Origin of the sequence: Streptomyces sp. NPDC053541 (assembly GCF_044544705.1) — a bacterium.
In the GTDB taxonomy this organism is placed as follows: Bacteria; Actinomycetota; Actinomycetes; order Streptomycetales; family Streptomycetaceae; genus Streptomyces.
Genome location: NZ_JBITXM010000003.1, coordinates 1 through 17,254, shown reverse-complemented (window position 1 = coordinate 17,254; position 17,254 = coordinate 1). Strand labels below are relative to the sequence as shown.

Below are 17,254 nucleotides of genomic sequence, written 5' to 3'. Positions count from 1 at the left end.
GAACGGCCCGAGGACCCCAGGGCCGGGGTCCTCGGGCCCGGGGTTCTCTGGCCCGGGGTCGTCAGGCCCGGGGTCGTCAGGCCTGGGCCGTGGCGACCTTGAGGCCGAAGCCGATCAGGACCACCCCGGTGATCCGCTCCATGGCGCGGCGCACGGCGGCCCGGGCGAAGAACGCCCGGGCCTTCGTGAGCAGCAGCACGTACCCGCTCAGCCAGAGCACGGTCAGCACCGCGTGGAGGAGCACCAGGAGGGCCATCCCGGTGTGCGGGGAGAGCCCGTGCGGGGCGAGCGTGGGCAGCAGGCCGGTGTAGAACACGGCGATCTTCGGGTTGAGCACGTTGCTCACCAGACCGGTGCGCCACGGGTGTCCGGACGGCGCGGCCGACCCTTTCCCCGGGCCGGGGTGCGCGGGCGCGGGGTGCGCGGGCGTGGGTTCCGCGGGTACGCCCCGGCGGGCGGCGCGCAGCGCCTGGACGCCGAGGAACACGAGATAGGCCGCGCCGGCCAGCTTCACCACGGTGTACGCGGTGGCGGACGCGGCCAGGACGGCGGCGAGTCCGGCCACCGACAGGGCGCCCCAGACGAGGAGTCCGCTGGTGATCCCGGCGACGGTCAGCAGGCCGTCGCGCCGGCCGGCGGCGACCGCCCGCCGGGTGACGACCGCCATGTCCGGTCCGGGCACCATCGTGAGCAGCGCGAGTACGCCGGCCGCGGCGAGGAATGCGTACACCATGCGGCGAGTGTGCCATCCGTGCCCTGTCGCCCGGCGGGCCGGGCGTGTTCGACTGGGCCCCATGACACTGCTGAGCCATGTGTACGCCGAGGCGTGCGGGAACGGATACGGGGACGCGGCCGGGTACGGGTACGGGGACGGGGCCGAAGTCGGCGCCGGACACGCGGAGTTGCGGGAGGCGATGGCGCGGGCCGTGCTGCCGCCCGCGTTCGACACGGCCTGGCGCCGCCATCTGCTGCCCCGGCCGTGGTTCGTGCGGGAGGAGGAGGTGCGATCCTTCGCCCGGGACCTGGACGGGCTCTTCGACCTGCTCGTCTCGCTGCCGGAGCGCCTGTTCGGCGGCGACGCCGAGCGGTACGCGAAGGAGCTGGGGCTCGACCCGCGGCACGCGGCGCTGCTGCGGCGCTCCGCCGAGGGGCGCCCGGCGCGGCTCGGGCGGGCCGACGCGTACCACGACGGCAGCCGCTACCGGCTGCTCGAGTTCAACCTCGGCAGCGAGGTCGGCGGGATGGACATGGCGGTGTGCAACGCGGCGCTGCTGCGGGTGGGCGCCTTCGGCGGGTTCGCCGCCGAGCACGGGCTCGCGTACGAGGACACGGCCGCGCTGCTCGCCGCCGATCTGCGGGAGCGGGCGCGGCCCGTGCTCGCGGGCGGTGCGACCGAGCCGGTGATCGGGCTGATCGAGGGCAACGGCGCGGTCGCCGCGTACGGGACGCTGATGCGCGCCTTCCAGGAGGCGATGGCCGCGCAGGGGCTCGACCTGCGGATCGGCGAGGTGGGGCAGCTGCGCACCCGCCCGGACGGGAAGCTGTCCCTGGACGGGGCGGCGCTCGACCTGGTGCTGCGGAACTTCGGGGCGAGCCAGCTGCTCGACGACCCGGCGGGCGAGGCGGCGGCCGAGCAGCTGTTCCGGGCCCATGACGCGGGCCGGACGGTGTTGTTCACCTCGCTGGAGAGCGGGCTGTTCGCGCACAAGAACGCGCTGGGGATGCTGTCGGACCCGCGCCACGCGGACGCCTTCGACGCGGCGGAGCGGGCGCTGGTGGACCGGGTGCTGCCGTGGAGCCGGCCGCTGGGCGGCGGTGCCCCGGCGGAGCTGCTCGACCTGTGCCGGGAGCGCCGGGAGCACCTGATCCTCAAGCCGGGCGCCGGGCACGGCGGTCTGGACACCGTCGTCGGCTGGGAGTGCACGGACGCCGAGTGGCGGGCGGCGCTCGCGGTGGCGGCGGAGCGGGGCTGTCTGGCGCAGGAGCGGGTGGTGCCGCGCCCCGAGCCGGTCCCGGACCCGGTGACGGGCCGGTCCGAGGAGTGGATCGCGGCGCTCGGCTTCTTCCTGACCTCGCGCGGGTACGCGGGCGCGCACGCCCGGGCGAACCGCGCGGACGGCGGGGCGATCGTCGGCATGAGCAGCAACCCGGACACCCGGATGGCCTGCGTCTTCACCCACGCGTGAGGGCCGCCGCCCGGGCGGTGCCGGTCAGTCGGTGCCGGGTTCGGCGGCGGGCTCGGCGACCCGGCGCAACAGGGCGTGGAGGACGGTGCGTTCCTCCTCGGACAGCGGGGCGAGCAGGCCGTCGGTGACCCGGCGGCTGCTCCGGTCGGTGTCCTTGAGGTAGCCGCGGCCGGCGTCGGTGAGGACCACGATCCTGCTGCGCCGGTCGCCGGGGGCGGGCCGGCGCTCGACCAGGGCGAGGCGTTCGAGGTCGTCGACGAGGCCGACGATGGCGCTGGGGTCGTAGCCGAGGCGGGTGCTCAACTCGCGCTGGAGGGCGCCCTCGACGGTGGCGAGGTAGCGGAGCACCGCGTAGTGCCGCAGCCGCAGGCCGGATTTCTGGAGGGCGGCGTTGAAGAGCTGCCCGGAGCGCTGGCCGAGCCGGTAGAGCAGGTAACCGGTGTCGGAGTGCAGTCCGAGCATCCAGGGGTCGTCCGCGCGGCCCTCGGCATCTGAGTCGTTCATGGCACCAGCATGCCCCAGAACCAATGTCGGTCACAACCATTGACGTCAACAACTATTGGTTCTAGCTTCCTTCTCGTCGGACGACGCCGATCGAGCACCCGCTCTCCCGTCCGCCCCTCCCCCGTTCCCGTCCTCGGCTCCCCGTTCCCCGTTCTCGTCAGCCTGCCGTCCGCCGTTTCCGGACCGTCTCCGAAGGGACCCCCATGGCACCCACGCCTCCGCCCGCCCTCGACCTGACCGGCAAGGTCGCGGTCGTCACCGGCTCCGGCCGCGGTCTCGGCCTCGCCTACGCCACCGCGCTGGCCGCCGCCGGCGCCTGTGTCGTCGTCAACGACCTCGACTCCGAGGTGGCCGAGAAGGCCGCCGCCGGGATCGTCGCGGCCGGCGGCCGGGCCGTCGCCGAGGCCGCCGCCGTCGGCACCGCCGAGGTCGCCGACCGGCTCGTCGACCGGGCCGTGAGCTCCTTCGGCCGGCTCGACGTGCTGGTCGCCAACGCGGGCATCCTGCGCGACCGCGTGCTGTGGAAGATGACCGACGAGGACTTCGACGCCGTCGTCTCGACCCATCTGCGCGGCACCTTCACCTGCGCCCGCGCCGCCGCCGTACGGATGCGCGAGCAGGGCGAGGGCGGCCGGCTGATCCTGGTCGGCTCCCCCGCCGGACAGCGCGGCAACTTCGGCCAGACCAACTACGCCGCCGCCAAGGCCGGGATCGCCGCCATGGCCCGCACCTGGTCGATGGAGCTGGCCAGGGCCGGCATCACCGTGAACGCCGTGATCCCGGTGGCCGCCACCGCCATGACCGAGACCGTCCCGGCCTTCGCCCCGTACGTCGAGGCGATGCGGCGCGGCGAGCCGCTCCCCGACGCCCTGCGCAAGGGCGAGGGCTTCGGCACCGCCGAGGACTGCGCGGCCCTCGTGCCCTTCCTCGCCTCCGACGCCGCCGCCGGCGTGACCGGCCAGTGCGTCGGCATCGGCGGCGACCGGCTCGCCCTGTGGTCGCACCCCGAGGAGATCGCCACCGCGTACGCCGACGGCGGCTGGAGCCCCGCGGCCGTCGCCGCCGCCTGGCACACCTCGGTGGGCCGCGTCGCGCAGACCGTCGGCATCCCCGCGCCGCGCCTCCCGGAGGCGTGATGAGCGCGATCGCCCTGGACGAACTCGTCGCCATCGACGTCCACACCCACTGCGAGGTGTCGGCGAGCGGCCGCTCCTCGCTCTCCGACGAGCTGCACTCCGCCTCCGGCGCCTACTTCAAGGTCGAGGGCCACCGCAAGCCCACCCTGGAGAAGATGGCCGCCCACTACCGCGAGCGCCGGATGGCCGCCGTGGTCTTCACCGTGGACGCCGAACACGCCACCGGCACCGAGCCGATCCCCAACGAGGAGATCGCCGAGACCGCCGCCGCCCACCCCGACGTCCTCATCCCCTTCGCCTCGATCGACCCCTTCCGGGGCCGGGCCGGGGTGCGGCAGGCCCGCCGGCTCGTCGAGGAGTACGGGGTCAGGGGCTTCAAGTTCCACCCCAGCATCCAGGGCTTCTACCCCGACGACCGGCTCGCCTACGGCCTCTACGAGGTCATCGAGGAGACCGGCACCGTCGCCCTGTTCCACAGCGGGCAGACCGGGATCGGCGCCGGCGTGCCCGGCGGGGGCGGCATCCGGCTGAAGTACTCCGACCCGATGCGGGTGGACGACGTCGCCGCCGACTTCCCGCACCTGAAGATCGTGCTCGCGCACCCGTCCTTCCCCTGGCAGGACGAGGCGCTGGCCGTGGCCACCCACAAGCCCGGGGTGCACATCGACCTGTCGGGCTGGTCGCCGAAGTACTTTCCGCCGCAGCTGGTGCGCTACGCCAACACCCTGCTCCAGGACAAGGTCCTCTTCGGCTCCGACTACCCGGTGCTCACGCCGGACCGCTGGCTGGCCGACTTCGCCGAGCTGCCGGTCAAGGACGAGGTCCGGCCCAAGATCCTCAAGAACAACGCCGCCCGGCTGCTCGGCCTGGCGGGCTCCCCCTCCGACAAGGGCCTGTGATGCGCAACGAGGGACTGGGGTCGTGGCCCGCACGCCGGGCCCGCAAGACCCCGCACCGCACCGCACTGATCCACGCCGACCGCACGCTCACCTACGGCGCACTGCACGAACGCACCACCCGCCTCGCGCACGCGCTGCGCGCCGCCGGCGTCCGGCGCGGCGACCGGATCGCCTACCTCGGCCGCAACCACCCGGCGTTCCTGGAGGCGCTGTTCGCCACCGGACTGCTCGGCGCGGTGTTCGTGCCGCTCAACACCCGGCTCACCACGCCGGAGATCGCCTACCAACTGCGGGACTCCGGCAGCCGGGTGCTGCTGCACTCCCCCTCCCCCGAACTCGCCGCCCTCGCCGTCGAAGCCGCCGCCGCGGGCGGGACGCGGACGGTCGTCGAGGCGTGCGGGGACGCGTACGAGGAACTGCTCGCCGGCGCCGGCACGGCACCGATCGACGAGCCGGTCGGGCCCGACGAGATCTGCCTCATCATGTACACCTCCGGGACCACGGGCCGGCCCAAGGGCGCCATGCTCACCCACGCCAACCTGGTGTGGAACGCGGTGAACGTGCTCATCGACCACGACCTGGTCGCGGACGAGACGGCGCTGGTGTCCGCCCCGCTGTTCCACACCGGCGCGCTCAACATGCTGACGCTGCCGGTGCTGCTCAAGGGCGGGGCCTGCGTCCTCGTCGAGTCCTTCGACCCCGGCGACACGCTCGACCTGATCGAACGGCACGGCGTCAGCTTCGTGTTCGGGGTGCCGACCATGTTCGAGCAGGTGGCCCGGCACCCGCGCTGGGCCTCGGCGGACCTGTCCAGCCTGCGCCTGCTCAACTGCGGCGGCGCGCCCGTGCCGGCCCCGCTCATCGCCGCGTACCAGGAGCGCGGTCTGACCTTCCTCCAGGGGTACGGGATGACTGAGGCGTCGCCCGGGGCGCTGTTCCTGGACGCGGAGCACGCGGTCGCGAAGGCCGGTTCGGCCGGGGTGCCGCACTTCTTCACCGACGTCCGGGTGGTGCGGCCCGACCTGACGGCGGCGGAGCCCGGCGAGACCGGCGAGGTGCTGGTGCGCGGACCGCATGTGATGAGCGGGTACTGGGGGCTGCCGGAGGAGTCCGAGGCGGCCTTCGTGGACGGCTGGTTCCGCACCGGCGACGCGGCCCGGGTCGACGCGGACGGCTACGTCACCATCGTCGACCGCTTCAAGGACATGATCATCTCGGGCGGCGAGAACGTCTACCCGGCGGAGGTCGAGGACGCGCTGCTCGCGCACCCCGACGTCGTCGAGTGCGCGGTGATCGGCGTGCCGGACGAGAAGTGGGGCGAGACGGCCCGCGCGATCGTCGTCGCCCGGGCGGGCAGCGCTCCCGACCCGGCCGCGATCCTCGCCTCCCTGGACGGCCGGCTGGCCCGCTACAAGATCCCGAAGTCCCTGGTCCTGGCCCCGGAACTGCCCCGCACCGCCTCAGGGAAGCTCCTCAAGCACGAGCTCCGCGCCCGCTACGGCACCAGCGCGTGACCACCTCATGACCACATCGCATGACCACCGCATGACCACCGCATGACCACCGAGAAGGGAACCCCCATGAGCATCACCGTCGACGGCATCGCCGGCCTGAAGGACCTGGCCGGCGGCGAGCTGGGCACCAGCGACTGGATCGACGTCACCCAGACCCGGATCAACGGCTTCGCCGACGCGACCGGCGACCACCAGTGGATCCACGTGGACGTGGCACGCGCGAAGGAGGGCCCCTTCGGCGCCCCCATCGCGCACGGCCATCTGACCCTGTCCCTCTTCATCCCGCTCTTCACGGGCCTCCTCGACGTCCGGGGCGTGACCACGAAGGTCAACTACGGCCTGGACAAGGTCCGTTTCCCCGCCCCGGTCCCGGCCGGCTCCCGACTGCGCCTCTCCGCCCGCCTCGCCGAGGCCACCGACGTCCCGGGCGGCGTCCAGATCGCGGTCGACGGCACGATCGAGATCGAGAACGCCCCGAAGCCGGCCTGCGTGCTGCGCAGCCTCTCCCGCTTCTACGCCTGACCGGCGGCCGCGCCCCCGACGACGCTCCGGCCGGGAACCTTTCGCCGGGCTCGCACGTTGCGCGGGCGACCTGATCGTTGTGTGTGAGAGACGACGGCCGTGCCGTCGACGGGGAGATGTGAGCAACCATGGCCATGGTGGGCCTGTTCTGGATCGCCGAGGGGGACGTGTACGTGGGGGCGAAGCCGACCGGGCACGCGGCCGGGGTGCGGCTGGCCGCCGAGGGGGTGATGGGGCTCGGGGACGGGCAGTCGCGGCTGTTCCTGTGGGAGGACGTGCGTTCCCTGACGGTGACGGACATCCCCGAGAAGACCCTGATGCGGCAGGTCGGGGTGGTCGGGGACGCGGCCCTGAACGTGGTGGGCGAGCTCGTGATGCCCGTGTTCGGGCCGCGGGCCGGGGACGCGCCGCCGCAGCTCACGGTGGAGGTCGGGACGTCCGAGGGCAGCCACGCGCTGTCCGCGTACGTCGCCGCGGCCGCCGGCTACCCGCAGAGCGAGGTCGAGCTCTCGCTCGCGCTGCTGTCGAGGCTGACCGAGGGCGCGGCGACGATGGAGACCACGCTGGCCGCGATGGCCGACTGGGGCCGCACCCGGGCGGACGGCACCCCGCGCCGTGCCGAGCGCGAGGCGCTGCTCCAGGAGTGGCTGGACTGAACCGCGCGGCGCCGGGGCCGCGCGGTGCGCCTCAGCGGCCGTCCAGCAGGCCCTTCAGGCCGGCCGCCAGCCGCTCGTACTCCTCGGCCCGGTTGTAGATCTGGCCGCACAGCCGCAGGCCGCCTCCGGTCGGCCAACCCCAGACGAGGACCCGGCAGCCGAGCCGGGCAGCGATCTCCTCGCGGAGGGCGGCGGCCTCGTCCTGGGTGCGGGCCAGCCGGTCCGGCAGGCGCAGGGAGCGCATGGCGAGCTCCGGGTCGTACGGCATCGGGGTCAGGCCGGGGAGGCCGGCGAGGAGCTCCGTGCCGTGGGCGACGAGTTGCGCGTTGTGGCGGCGCACCTGGGCCGCGCCGAGGGAGGCCAGCAGCTCCAGGCCCTCGGGCGCGGCGAGGAGCGCCGTGTAGTCGACGGTGGCGCGGTACTCGACGGCGCGCGGGAAGCCGTGCGCGTCCTCCCAGGAGGGCACGGGCGCGGGGACCTCCGCGCGGTACGGCGCGGCGACCGCGAGGACGGCGCTGCCGGGCGGGGCGTAGGCCCATTTGTGCAGGTTGCCGAACCAGAAGTCGGGTTCTCCGGCGAGCGGCCGGGCCAGCATGCCGGGCGCGTGCGCGCCGTCGACGACGGTGCGCACGCCGCGTTCGCGGAGCGCCGCGAGGAGCCGCGGTCCGGCGATGATCCGCGCGGTGGGCGAGCTGATCTGGTCGAGCACGGCCACCGTGGTGCGGGGCGTGAGCGCGCCGAGGACGGCCTCGGCGACCGCCTCCTCGTCCGGCAGGTCCGGGTCGAGGGCGGCGGTGACGAGGCGGGCCCGGCGGGCGGCGGCGGCCACGACGGTGCCGTAGCCGTGGTCGGTGACCAGGACCTCGTCCTCGGGGCCCAGGCCGAGCGCGTCGAGCGCCAGGTTGGCGGCCTCGGTGGCGTTCTGCACCAGGGCGATGCCCTCGGGGTCGGCGTCCAGGTGCGCGGCGATCCGGTGCCGCGCGGCGGCCAGCCGCTCGGGGACGGAGAGGAAGAAGGCGTCGGGGTCGGCGTCGGCCTCCTCGGTGAGCAGCCGGCGGGCCTCGGAGACGGGGAGCGGCACGGCGCCGAAGGAGCCGTGGTTGAGGTGGGCCACCTCGGGGCGGAGCCGGAACAGTGCGGCGCCGCCCGGGAACGCGCCGGGCGCGCCCGTGCCGCCGTCCTCGCCCGTCTGCCGTGTCGTCATGGGCCCGTTCCCCCTGCTCCGCTCGGTCGGCCGGGGACCCCTGCCGGTCCCGGTCCGGCCCGGGTGTCCGGTCCCGGGTCCGGTCTCGGAGTATGCCCGACGGTGCCGCGGCCGGGGACCCCCGGTGGGCTCCCCGGCCGCGGCTCGGCTCATCCGGTGCCCTCCCTCACCGTGACACCTCCGCCCCGGCGACGGGCGTGTCGTCGAGGAAGCCGCCCGACTGGTGCTGCCAGAGCCTGGCGTACGGGCCGTCGGCGTCCAGGAGCTGCTGGTGGGTGCCCTGTTCGACGATCCGGCCCCGGTCCAGGACGACCAGCCGGTCCATCCCGGCGACAGTGCTGAGCCGGTGGGCGACGACGAGGGCGGTCCGGCCCTCCATCAGACGCCACAGGGCGTCCTGGACGAGGATCTCGCTCTCCGAGTCGAGCGCGCTGGTCGCCTCGTCGAGGAGCAGGATCGGCGCGTCGCGGAGGATCGCCCGGGCCAGGGCGACCCGCTGCCGCTGGCCACCGGAGAGCTTCACGCCGCGCTCCCCGACCATGGTGTCGAAGCCGTCGGGCAGCGCGTCGGCGAACTCGGTGACGTGCGCCGCCTCCGCCGCCCGCCGGATCTCGGCCTCGGTGGCCCCGGCGCGGGCGAAGGCGATGTTGTCCCGCAGGGTGCGGTGGAACATGGCCGGTTCCTGCGGTACGTACGCGATGAGGCTGCGCAGGTCGGACTGACTCATCCGGGTGATGTCCTGGCCGGCGACGAGGATCCGGCCCGCGTCGACGTCCGTCATGCGCAGCAGCAGCCGGGTGAGCGTGGTCTTGCCGCCGCCGGAGCGCCCGACCAGGCCGATCTTCGTGCCGGCGGGCACGTCGAGGTCCAGGTCCTCGAAGAGCGGCTTGGCGTCGGCGCGACCGCCGCCGTGGGTGAAGGTGACCCGCTCGAAGCGCACGTCGCCGGTGCGCGAGCGCAGCGGCTCCGGGCACTCCGGGTCGACGACGGTCGGCGGGTCCAGGAGCAGTTCGGTGAACTGTGCCGCCTCGGTCATGGAGCTTTCGAGCCGGCGGTAGATCTGGTTGAACTCGAACATGATGCGGGTCGCGTTGGAGTAGTACGTGAAGGCGACGATGACCGCCTCCACGCCGTGCTGTCCGGCGCCGAGCATCAGGGCCACGACGAGGCCGAGGACGTTGGTCAGCACCGACAGCGGTGCGACGACCGTGTCGATGCGCAGGTTGCCGTAGTCCCAGGAGCGGAGCGTGAGCTTGCGCGACTCGGCGACGCGGGTGCGGTGTTCGGCCGCCTCGCGGTCCTCGGCGGCGAAGGCGCGCACGGTGTCCATGTTCATGAGGCTGTCGGCGACGTGGCCGGAGACCCGGGCGATGGCCTCCTCGCGGTGGGCGACGAGCCGCTGCCGGCGCCGGATGAGCGGCACCACGCACACGGCGGTGACCGCGATCATCAGGAGCAGTCCGACCACGAGCAGCGGCTCGTACTGCCACAGGACGACGGAGGCGAACAGCAACGGCACGAAGCTGCCCATGATGTTGAAGGTGAGGGTGTCGACGAACTCCTCGAAGCGGGAGGCGAAGCTCAGCACCCGCTTGGTGAGGGAACCGGCGAAGTTGTCGTGGAAGAACGCCGCGTCCTTGGCGAAGAGTTCGTCCATGCCGATGACGTAGAGGCGCTCGATGCCGAGGGCGTCGAGCCGGTTGAGGCAGTGCAGTCCGAGCCGCCAGAGTCCCTCCGACAGGAGGAGGACGGCGGCGAAGCCGATGACGTAGGGCAGCATCGCGTGGATGCCGGTGTCGGCGCCGTCCCCCGGGCCGTCCCCGGCGATCCGGCCGACGAGCTTGGCGACGACGAGCGGTGCGATGTAGGCGATGCCGATGTTCCCGAGCGCCGGGAACAGCATCGCGGGAAGGGTGAACCTGCGGAGCCGGAGCAGCTCCTTTCCGTAGTGACGCAGTGCGAGGAGCACCGGGCCGCGGCCCGGCGAACCTTTGTCTGATTCAGGCGAATCCATACCAACCCTGCTTTGTCGGACCCCCATGGAGCTGGCAGTGTCCCGTGGGCGGGCCGGCGCCGTCCAAGCGTTTTTCCGGTGCCGGGACGGGAGTGGTTCAGGTGCCGAGAACGGCCGTCACGGGACCGTCGGGGCGGACGGTGATGCTGTACGCGGCGCGTGCGGGCACGGACCGCAGGCGCGGGGCCGGGGCGGGCAGCAGTTCCTCCAGGAGCGCGGTCGACTCGCGGAGGGCGAACTGCAGTCCGAGGCAGGCGCGGGGGCCGGCGCCGAAGGGGTAGTAGCCGCCGGGACGGTCCGGCCGGCGGCCGGGGGGACTCCGCCGAGGCGGTCGCGTGCGATGCGGAAGAGGGTGACGAGTTCGCCGTCGCCGTCTGCCTGCCAGGCGGCGACGGCGGCCGGGTCGAGCTGGGGGACGGGCGCGGGGGTGACCACGGGGCTTGCTCCTCCAGGGGGCACGGGCCGGCGGGCGGGGAGGTGCGCACGCGGGGCGGGCGCGCGAGCCGTCACGCACTGCAGACAGGCGGGAGCGGTGTGCGACAGGAAGGTTTCAGGCCGCGCGGCCGGAGAGGGGTTCCTTCGGGGAGTTCGCGAGGGATAGATTAGGTTAGGCAAACCTAACTAGGGAGTACGCATGCAGCCCCACACCGCCTCCGGGCCGAGCCCCGCCGAGCGCCTGCGGTCGATCATCGCGGCCGCCCACTCCATGACCGTGGTGACCGACGGGCGCTTCGAGGAGGTCCACGGCCTCGACGGCGACGACCCGCTGGGCCGCATCCACCTGCACGCCCCGGGTGAGGCGCACGAGCACGCCACCCCGCGCATTCCGATCCGCCTTGAGCTCACGGACGTCGCACCCGTGCCGGTGCGCGAGCGGGTGCGGGCCCGGGTCACGCTGTCCGGCCTGGTGGCCGCCCCGTACCGGGCGGACGCGGGCGCGAGCACCTGCATGGAGCTGGGCCAGGCGGTGCTCCAGGACGCGCGCGGGCGCTGGTACGTGACGCTGGCCCAGCTCCAGGAGGCGGCGGTGGACCCGCTGGCCGTCGGCGAGGCGCCGATGCTGCACCACCTGGTCGCCGACCACCCCGAGCTGGTCCCGCTGCTGCTGCGCCTGGTCGAACCGGCCGGCAGGCAGGGGCTGGTGCGGGCGCTGCCGCTGGCGATGGACCGCTACGGGATCACCCTGCGGCTCGAACGGCGCACCGGCCACCAGGACGTGCGGCTGCCCTTCCCGACCCCGATGACCGAGGCCGACCAGGCCGGGCTCCAGCTCCACGCCCTGCTGACCGCGGCGCGCCGTTCCTCGCACCACCGTCTGCCGGCCTGAGCGGGCCTCACCGGGCGCGGGTGTGCCGGGGATCACTCGGGGCGGGGCGGTCTCCGCGCCTACGATGCTTGAGGGATACACGTATCCCTGGCGCCCCACCGCATCCGCCCACCACCCGCCCGAGGAGACCGATCCGTGAGCACCACCGGCGCCGAGCGCGCGAGCTACTTCGAGCGGACCGGCGAGCACCGCTACAAGCCGACGGCGCACGCGGGCGGTGCGTGGAGCCCCGACGAGGTCCACTTCAGCCCGCTGGGCGGGCTCGTGGTGCACGCGCTCGACCGGCACCTCGCGGACCGGCCGGGCGACGCGGCCCTGGCCCGGATCAGCTTCGACATCCTGGGCCGGATCGCGCTCGACGAGTGCGAGATCACGGTCGAGACGGTACGGCCCGGGCGCACGATCGAGCTCCTGGAGGCGACCGTGGTGACCGGCGGGCGCCCGGTGGTCCGCGCCCGCGCCTGGCTGCTGGCCTCACTGGACACCGCGGCCGTGGCCGACACCCCGTTCGAGCCGATGCCCGGCCCCAACGAGCTGGAGCCGTGGCGGATGGCGGACGCCTGGCACGGGCGGCTACATCTCCTCCATCGACGTGCGCCGCACCCCGCCCGTCCGCAAGGGCCGCACCTCGGCCTGGATCTCCACCCGCACCGACCTGGTGGCGGGCGAGCCGAGCAGCGCGCTCGCCTCGTACGTCGCCCTCGTCGACACGGCGAACGGCATCGCGGTCCAGCAGGACCCGGCGCGGTGGATGTTCCCCAACCTCGACCTGACGATCCACCTCCACCGCCACCCCCGCGGCCCCTGGACCGGCCTCGACACCACGGTCACCTTCGGCCCGACCGGCCACGGCGTCACGAGCACGGTCCTCCACGACCTCACGGGCCCGGTCGGCCACGCCGAACAGATCCTCACGGTCCGCCCCCAGCCGGGCACCTGACGGCGGCGCCGGGGACGGCCCGTCAGGGTTCCCCCGGAGTGAAGGCCTCCAGCGCGTCCGCGTCGGTCGCGCGGGCGTGGAGGAAGTAGTCCGCCCAGGACGCGATGTCGGGGTAGGAGGAGTCCCGGATCAGCGCGGCGACGGCGGCCGGCGCGTCGAAGGGGGTGACGCGCAGGTCGACGCCGGGGCCCAGGAGGGCCCAGTGGGCGCCGGGGCGGCCGTAGGGCATGCCGACGCTGCCGGGGTTGACGACGAGGCGGCCGTGGGCGAGGCGGACGTACGGCATGTGGGTGTGGCCGCAGACCACCGTGCGGATCTCGGGGGCGAGTCCGTCGAGCACCTCGTGCCACCGGGCGAGGGGGGAGTCGACCAGGACGACCTCCTCGTCGTCCCGGGGCGTGGCGTGGCAGAACAGCACCTGGCCCAAGCCGGCCACGGACAGCGTGCGGGAGGCGGGGAGGGCGGCGAGGAGGTCGAGGTGGTCCTCGCGGAGCCGCCCGGCGGCCCAGGGGGCGATGGGGTCGGGGATCGTGGTGCGCAGGCCACGGCGGTACTCGAGGAGTTCGCGGTCGGCGTTGCCGCGGATCCAGACGACGCGGTCGCCGAGGGAGACCAGCCGGTCGAGGACCTCGGCGGGTTGCGGACCGGCGGTGATGTCGCCGGTGAGGACGATGCGGTCGGCGGAGCCCACCTCGGGTTCGGCGAGCACGGCGTCGAGTGCCGGCAGGACTCCGTGGATGTCCGACAGGACGGCTACGCGGTTCGGCACGGGCCCAGTGTGCGCCGAAGTCCGCCCGGGCGCGAGGCCGTTCGCCGCGCGCGTACCTCAGGCCGGCAGGAACGGCTCCGTGAGGTGCGGGGTCGCCAGGTGCAGCGGGGTGCCGGGGGTGCGGGCGAGCATGCGGTGCCGGGAACGCCGGGCCGCGTCGGGGTCGGTCTCGTGGGCGTAGGGCAGTTCGGGGTGGAGCAGTTGGAGCGCGTGCACCAGGAGGTCGCCGGTGACGAGCGCCCGCTCCCCGCCGTCCTCGACGAGGACGCTCTGGTGGCCGGGCGTGTGGCCTGGCGTGGCGACCACGTGCCCGGTGCGCAGCGGGGCGTCCCCGTCCAGCAGCCGGAGCCGGCCGGCGGCCGCGAGCGGGTCGGTGAGGGTCTCGCGGAGCTGCGGGTTGAGCGCGTCGAGGGCGTCGAACTCGGCCCGCTGGAGCAGGTAGGCGGCGTTCGGGAAGTAGGGCCGGTGCCCGGCGTCCTCGGCCACGACCGCCCAGCCGACGTGGTCGGTGTGCAGATGGGTGAGCACGACGGTGTCGACCTCGGCCGGGTCGATGCCCGCGGCGGCCAGCGAGGCCGGGAGCACCCCGGGCACCGGCGCCCACGAGGCGGCCGGTCCGTCGGCCGGGCCGATCCCGGCGTCCACGACGGTGAGGCCCCGGTCACCACGGATCGCGTACGCCCGGAACCGCAGCCACCAGCGTCCCTCGGCGTCGACCGAGCCCGGGTCGTACCGGTCGGCCTCGGCCCACTGGGCGGCCGTGGCGCCGGGGAAGGCCTCGGCGCGCGGGGCGAAGAACGGGCCCTCGCCGTCGGCGAGCGCGATGATCTCGGTCGAGCCGATCCGGAGACGGGGTACGAGGGGCGCCATGCCGTGATCCTGCCACGCCCGCCCCGCCGGGCCCCATGGCCCCGGCCTCTGGCGCCCTCACCCGGCTCCCACCTGCGCCGACGGGCGTGGCACCCTGGTCAGCGCGCGTCAGGAACGCGTCAAGAGACGGGACCGGTGACGGCCGGCCCGGCGCGGACCGGGACGGGCCCGGACACGGGGAGGGACGGATGACGGACGGGCCGGCGACCGGGACGACGGGCGGGGAGCCGGGTGGGGAGCCGGGGGCGTCGGCGCACTACGAGGCCTATCTGGAGGGGTACGCGGAGGTCCTGGCCGGCATGTGCGCCACCGGGCGGCGCGCGAGCCGCGACGAGCTGTCCGCGCTGCGGGCCCGCGGCGAGCGGGCCGCGGAGGCCGGGCTCGGCCTGCGCTCCCTCGTACGAGCCCATCTCGCCGCCGCCCGCACGGTGCTGCACGACCTCCCGAGGGCCGACCACGACCGGCTGCTCGCGGCGGTCGAGCAGGCGGTGGACGCCTTCGCCGAGGGCCACGAGCGGGCCCAGCGGCTGGCGGTGCGTCAGGAGGAGGCGGCGCGCCGTGAGTTCATCGACGACCTGCTGTACGGGCGGAGCGACCTGGGCCGGCTCGCGCAGCGCGCCGAGCGGTTCGGGCTGCTCCTGTCGCACGCGCACGCGGTGGCGGTGGCGCAGGGCCCGGAGCCGTACGCCGACGGCTATGCGGTGTCGCGGGCCGTCGAGTCGGCGCTGCTCGCCCGGTTCGGCTCCCGGCACATCCTGCTGACCACCAAGGACGGGCGGCTGATCTGCGTGGCGCCCGGCGACCAGCCCGACGTGCTCACCTTCTTCGCCAAGCAGGCGTACGCGGCGATCGACGGCGGCCGGGTCGCGATCGGCCGCGCGCACTCCGGCGCGGGCGGAGTCGTCCACTCGTACGAGGAGGCGCTGAACGCCCTGGACATCGCCGACCGGATGGGGCTCGACGGGCCGGTGCTCTTCGCGGCGGACCTGCTGGTCTATCCGGTGCTCGCGCGCGACCGGCAGGCCATGGTGGACCTGGTGAACACGGTGCTCGGCCCGCTGCGCCAGGCCCGAGGCGGGGCCCGGCCGCTCCTGGACACGCTCACCGCGTACTTCGACGCCGGCTGTGTGACCACGGAGGCGGCCCGGCGGCTCTCGCTGAGCGTGCGCGCGGTGACGTACCGGCTGGACCGGATCCACCGGCTGACGGGGGCGGACCCGGCCGATCCGACGCAGCGCTACACCCTGCAGACGGCGGTCATCGGGGCGCGGCTCTTCGGCTGGCCGGACCGGGCGATCTGACGACCGCCGCGGCCCCTCCCCCTCCGCCGTCGCCCGGGTCACAGCGCGCTGACGATGTCCTCCACCCGCTGCTTGGCGTCGCCGAAGAGCATCGCCGTGTTCTCGCGGAAGAACAGCGGGTTCTGGACGCCCGCGTAGCCGGAGGCCATCGAGCGCTTGAAGACCACGACCTGGTCGGCCTCCCACACGGTGAGCACGGGCATGCCGGCGAGTGGGCTGGAGGGGTCCTCGGCGCCGGCCGGGTTGACGGTGTCGTTGGCGCCGATGACGAGGACGACGTCGGTGTCCGCGAAGTCCTCGTTGATCTCGTCCATTTCGAGCACGATGTCGTACGGCACCTTGGCCTCTGCGAGGAGCACGTTCATGTGGCCGGGCAGCCGGCCCGCCACCGGATGGATGCCGAACCGCACCTGGACGCCCCTCGCGCGCAGCTTCTCGGTGAGTTCGGCGACCGGGTACTGAGCCTGGGCGACGGCCATGCCGTAGCCGGGGGTGATGACCACCGACCGGGCGGCGGCGAGGAGTTCGGCCACGCCCTCGGGGGTGATCTCCTGGTGCTCGCCGTGGTCGACGTCCGATCCTGACGCGGCCTCGATGCCGAAGCCGCCGGCGATCACCGACAGGAACGAGCGGTTCATCGCCTTGCACATCAGATAGGACAGATACGCACCGGAGGAGCCGACGAGGGCGCCGGTGACGATCAGCAGGTCGTTGCCGAGCAGGAAGCCCGAGGCGGCGGCGGCCCAACCGGAGTAGCTGTTGAGCATCGACACCACGACCGGCATGTCACCGCCGCCGATCGAGGCCACCAGGTGCCAGCCGAGCGCGAGGGCGAGCACGGTCACCGAGACGAGCAGCCACAGCGCGGGCGCGGCCACGAACCACACGGTGAGGGCCACGAACAGGGCCAGGGCTCCCAGGTTCAGGGCGTTCTTGCCGGGCAGCACGAGGGGCCGGGAGGCGATCCGGGCCGAGAGCTTCAGATTGGCGACGACGGAACCGGTGAAGGTCACGGCGCCGATGAAGACGCCGATGAAGACCTCGGCGTGGTGGATGCCGAGCGTGCCGAGCACGTCCAGGGCGCGCGCCTCGTGGCCCGCGGGGTCATGCTCGACGTTGAGGAAGCCGTTCCAGCTCACGAGGACGGCGGCGAGGCCGACGAACGAGTGCAGCAGCGCGATGAGTTCGGGCATGCCGGTCATCTCGACCCCACGGGCCCGCCACAGTCCGACGAGGGCGCCGACCAGCATGGCGAGCGCGAGCAGCGCGGCACCGGCGCCGCTGATGTCCCCGTCGGCGGCGAGGACCACGGTGGCCACGAGGGCGACGCCCATGCCGAGCATGCCGAAGGCGTTGCCGAGCCGGGCGGATTCGTGCTTGGACAGTCCGGCGAGGGCGAGGATGAACAGCAG

At 74.1% G+C, this 17,254-nt stretch carries 16 protein-coding genes and 1 pseudogene; 9 read left to right on the top strand and 8 right to left on the bottom strand.

The window, feature by feature from the left end:
* Positions 1-76: 76 nt before the first annotated feature.
* Positions 77-733, bottom strand: coding sequence for a LysE family translocator (locus tag ACIGW2_RS07395; protein WP_391652352.1), 657 nt, complete (start codon positions 731-733; stop codon positions 77-79).
* Between the two features lie 61 nt (positions 734-794).
* Between ACIGW2_RS07395 and ACIGW2_RS07390 the strand changes: the two genes are divergently transcribed.
* The gene (locus tag ACIGW2_RS07390) at positions 795-2,186 is read left to right on the top strand and encodes a hypothetical protein (protein ID WP_399841773.1); all 1,392 of its coding nucleotides are present in this window, start codon (positions 795-797) and stop codon (positions 2,184-2,186) included.
* Positions 2,187-2,210: 24 nt separating this feature from the next.
* Here the strand turns inward: ACIGW2_RS07390 and ACIGW2_RS07385 are convergent, their stop codons facing one another.
* Positions 2,211-2,690 (bottom strand): MarR family winged helix-turn-helix transcriptional regulator, encoded by a 480-nt coding sequence (locus tag ACIGW2_RS07385; RefSeq protein ID WP_399841770.1) that lies wholly within the window; start codon positions 2,688-2,690, stop codon positions 2,211-2,213.
* 203 nt (positions 2,691-2,893) lie between these two features.
* Here ACIGW2_RS07385 and ACIGW2_RS07380 point away from each other — a divergent pair, with 203 nt between their 5' ends.
* The 5 genes from ACIGW2_RS07380 (at position 2,894) to ACIGW2_RS07360 (ending at position 7,417) form a co-directional block, all read left to right on the top strand.
* Positions 2,894-3,826 carry an SDR family NAD(P)-dependent oxidoreductase gene (locus tag ACIGW2_RS07380; protein ID WP_399841767.1) on the top strand — a complete coding sequence of 311 codons (933 nt, stop codon included), beginning with the start codon at positions 2,894-2,896 and terminating at the stop codon, positions 3,824-3,826.
* On the top strand, positions 3,826-4,725 hold the full coding sequence (locus tag ACIGW2_RS07375) for an amidohydrolase family protein (protein ID WP_399841764.1): 900 nt from the start codon (positions 3,826-3,828) through the stop codon (positions 4,723-4,725). The genes ACIGW2_RS07380 and ACIGW2_RS07375 overlap by 1 nt, the downstream gene beginning before the upstream one ends.
* Positions 4,725-6,239 carry a long-chain fatty acid--CoA ligase gene (locus tag ACIGW2_RS07370; RefSeq protein WP_399841761.1) on the top strand — a complete coding sequence of 505 codons (1,515 nt, stop codon included), beginning with the start codon at positions 4,725-4,727 and terminating at the stop codon, positions 6,237-6,239. The genes ACIGW2_RS07375 and ACIGW2_RS07370 overlap by 1 nt, the downstream gene beginning before the upstream one ends.
* Before the next feature lie 66 nt (positions 6,240-6,305).
* Positions 6,306-6,761, top strand: a complete 456-nt coding sequence (locus ACIGW2_RS07365) for a MaoC family dehydratase (protein WP_399842712.1) — start codon at positions 6,306-6,308, stop codon at positions 6,759-6,761.
* 128 nt (positions 6,762-6,889) lie between these two features.
* On the top strand, positions 6,890-7,417 hold the full coding sequence (locus ACIGW2_RS07360) for a hypothetical protein (protein WP_399841758.1): 528 nt from the start codon (positions 6,890-6,892) through the stop codon (positions 7,415-7,417).
* Positions 7,418-7,448: 31 nt separating this feature from the next.
* On the opposite strand, the gene ACIGW2_RS07355 is transcribed toward ACIGW2_RS07360, so the two are convergent.
* From ACIGW2_RS07355 to ACIGW2_RS07345, 3 genes are all read right to left on the bottom strand, one after another.
* Positions 7,449-8,621 carry an aminotransferase class V-fold PLP-dependent enzyme gene (locus tag ACIGW2_RS07355; RefSeq protein ID WP_399841755.1) on the bottom strand — a complete coding sequence of 391 codons (1,173 nt, stop codon included), beginning with the start codon at positions 8,619-8,621 and terminating at the stop codon, positions 7,449-7,451.
* Positions 8,622-8,787: 166 nt separating this feature from the next.
* Positions 8,788-10,635 (bottom strand): ABC transporter ATP-binding protein, encoded by a 1,848-nt coding sequence (locus tag ACIGW2_RS07350; protein ID WP_399841752.1) that lies wholly within the window; start codon positions 10,633-10,635, stop codon positions 8,788-8,790.
* A 97-nt stretch (positions 10,636-10,732) separates the two neighbouring features.
* Positions 10,733-11,149, bottom strand: a complete 417-nt coding sequence (locus tag ACIGW2_RS07345; RefSeq protein WP_399841748.1) for a cytochrome P450 — start codon at positions 11,147-11,149, stop codon at positions 10,733-10,735.
* A gap of 120 nt (positions 11,150-11,269) precedes the next feature.
* Between ACIGW2_RS07345 and ACIGW2_RS07340 the strand changes: the two genes are divergently transcribed.
* A complete protein-coding gene (locus ACIGW2_RS07340) occupies positions 11,270-11,962 on the top strand; it encodes a DUF2470 domain-containing protein (protein WP_399841745.1) in 693 nt (230 codons plus the stop codon).
* 135 nt (positions 11,963-12,097) lie between these two features.
* A pseudogene (locus ACIGW2_RS07335) lies at positions 12,098-12,902 on the top strand (thioesterase family protein).
* Positions 12,903-12,924: 22 nt separating this feature from the next.
* Here ACIGW2_RS07335 and ACIGW2_RS07330 read toward each other — a convergent pair.
* Together ACIGW2_RS07330 and ACIGW2_RS07325 are read right to left on the bottom strand one after the other, a co-directional pair.
* The gene (locus tag ACIGW2_RS07330; protein ID WP_391652362.1) at positions 12,925-13,671 is read right to left on the bottom strand and encodes a metallophosphoesterase family protein; all 747 of its coding nucleotides are present in this window, start codon (positions 13,669-13,671) and stop codon (positions 12,925-12,927) included.
* A 57-nt stretch (positions 13,672-13,728) separates the two neighbouring features.
* A complete protein-coding gene (locus ACIGW2_RS07325; RefSeq protein ID WP_399841742.1) occupies positions 13,729-14,541 on the bottom strand; it encodes an MBL fold metallo-hydrolase in 813 nt (270 codons plus the stop codon).
* Positions 14,542-14,840: 299 nt separating this feature from the next.
* Here ACIGW2_RS07325 and ACIGW2_RS07320 point away from each other — a divergent pair, with 299 nt between their 5' ends.
* Complete coding sequence (locus ACIGW2_RS07320; RefSeq protein WP_399842710.1) at positions 14,841-15,842, top strand: PucR family transcriptional regulator; 1,002 nt, start codon at positions 14,841-14,843, stop codon at positions 15,840-15,842.
* A gap of 38 nt (positions 15,843-15,880) precedes the next feature.
* Here the strand turns inward: ACIGW2_RS07320 and pntB are convergent.
* The coding region (gene pntB / locus ACIGW2_RS07315) for a Re/Si-specific NAD(P)(+) transhydrogenase subunit beta (protein ID WP_399841739.1) at positions 15,881-17,254 on the bottom strand (1,374 nt) is incomplete at its 5' end.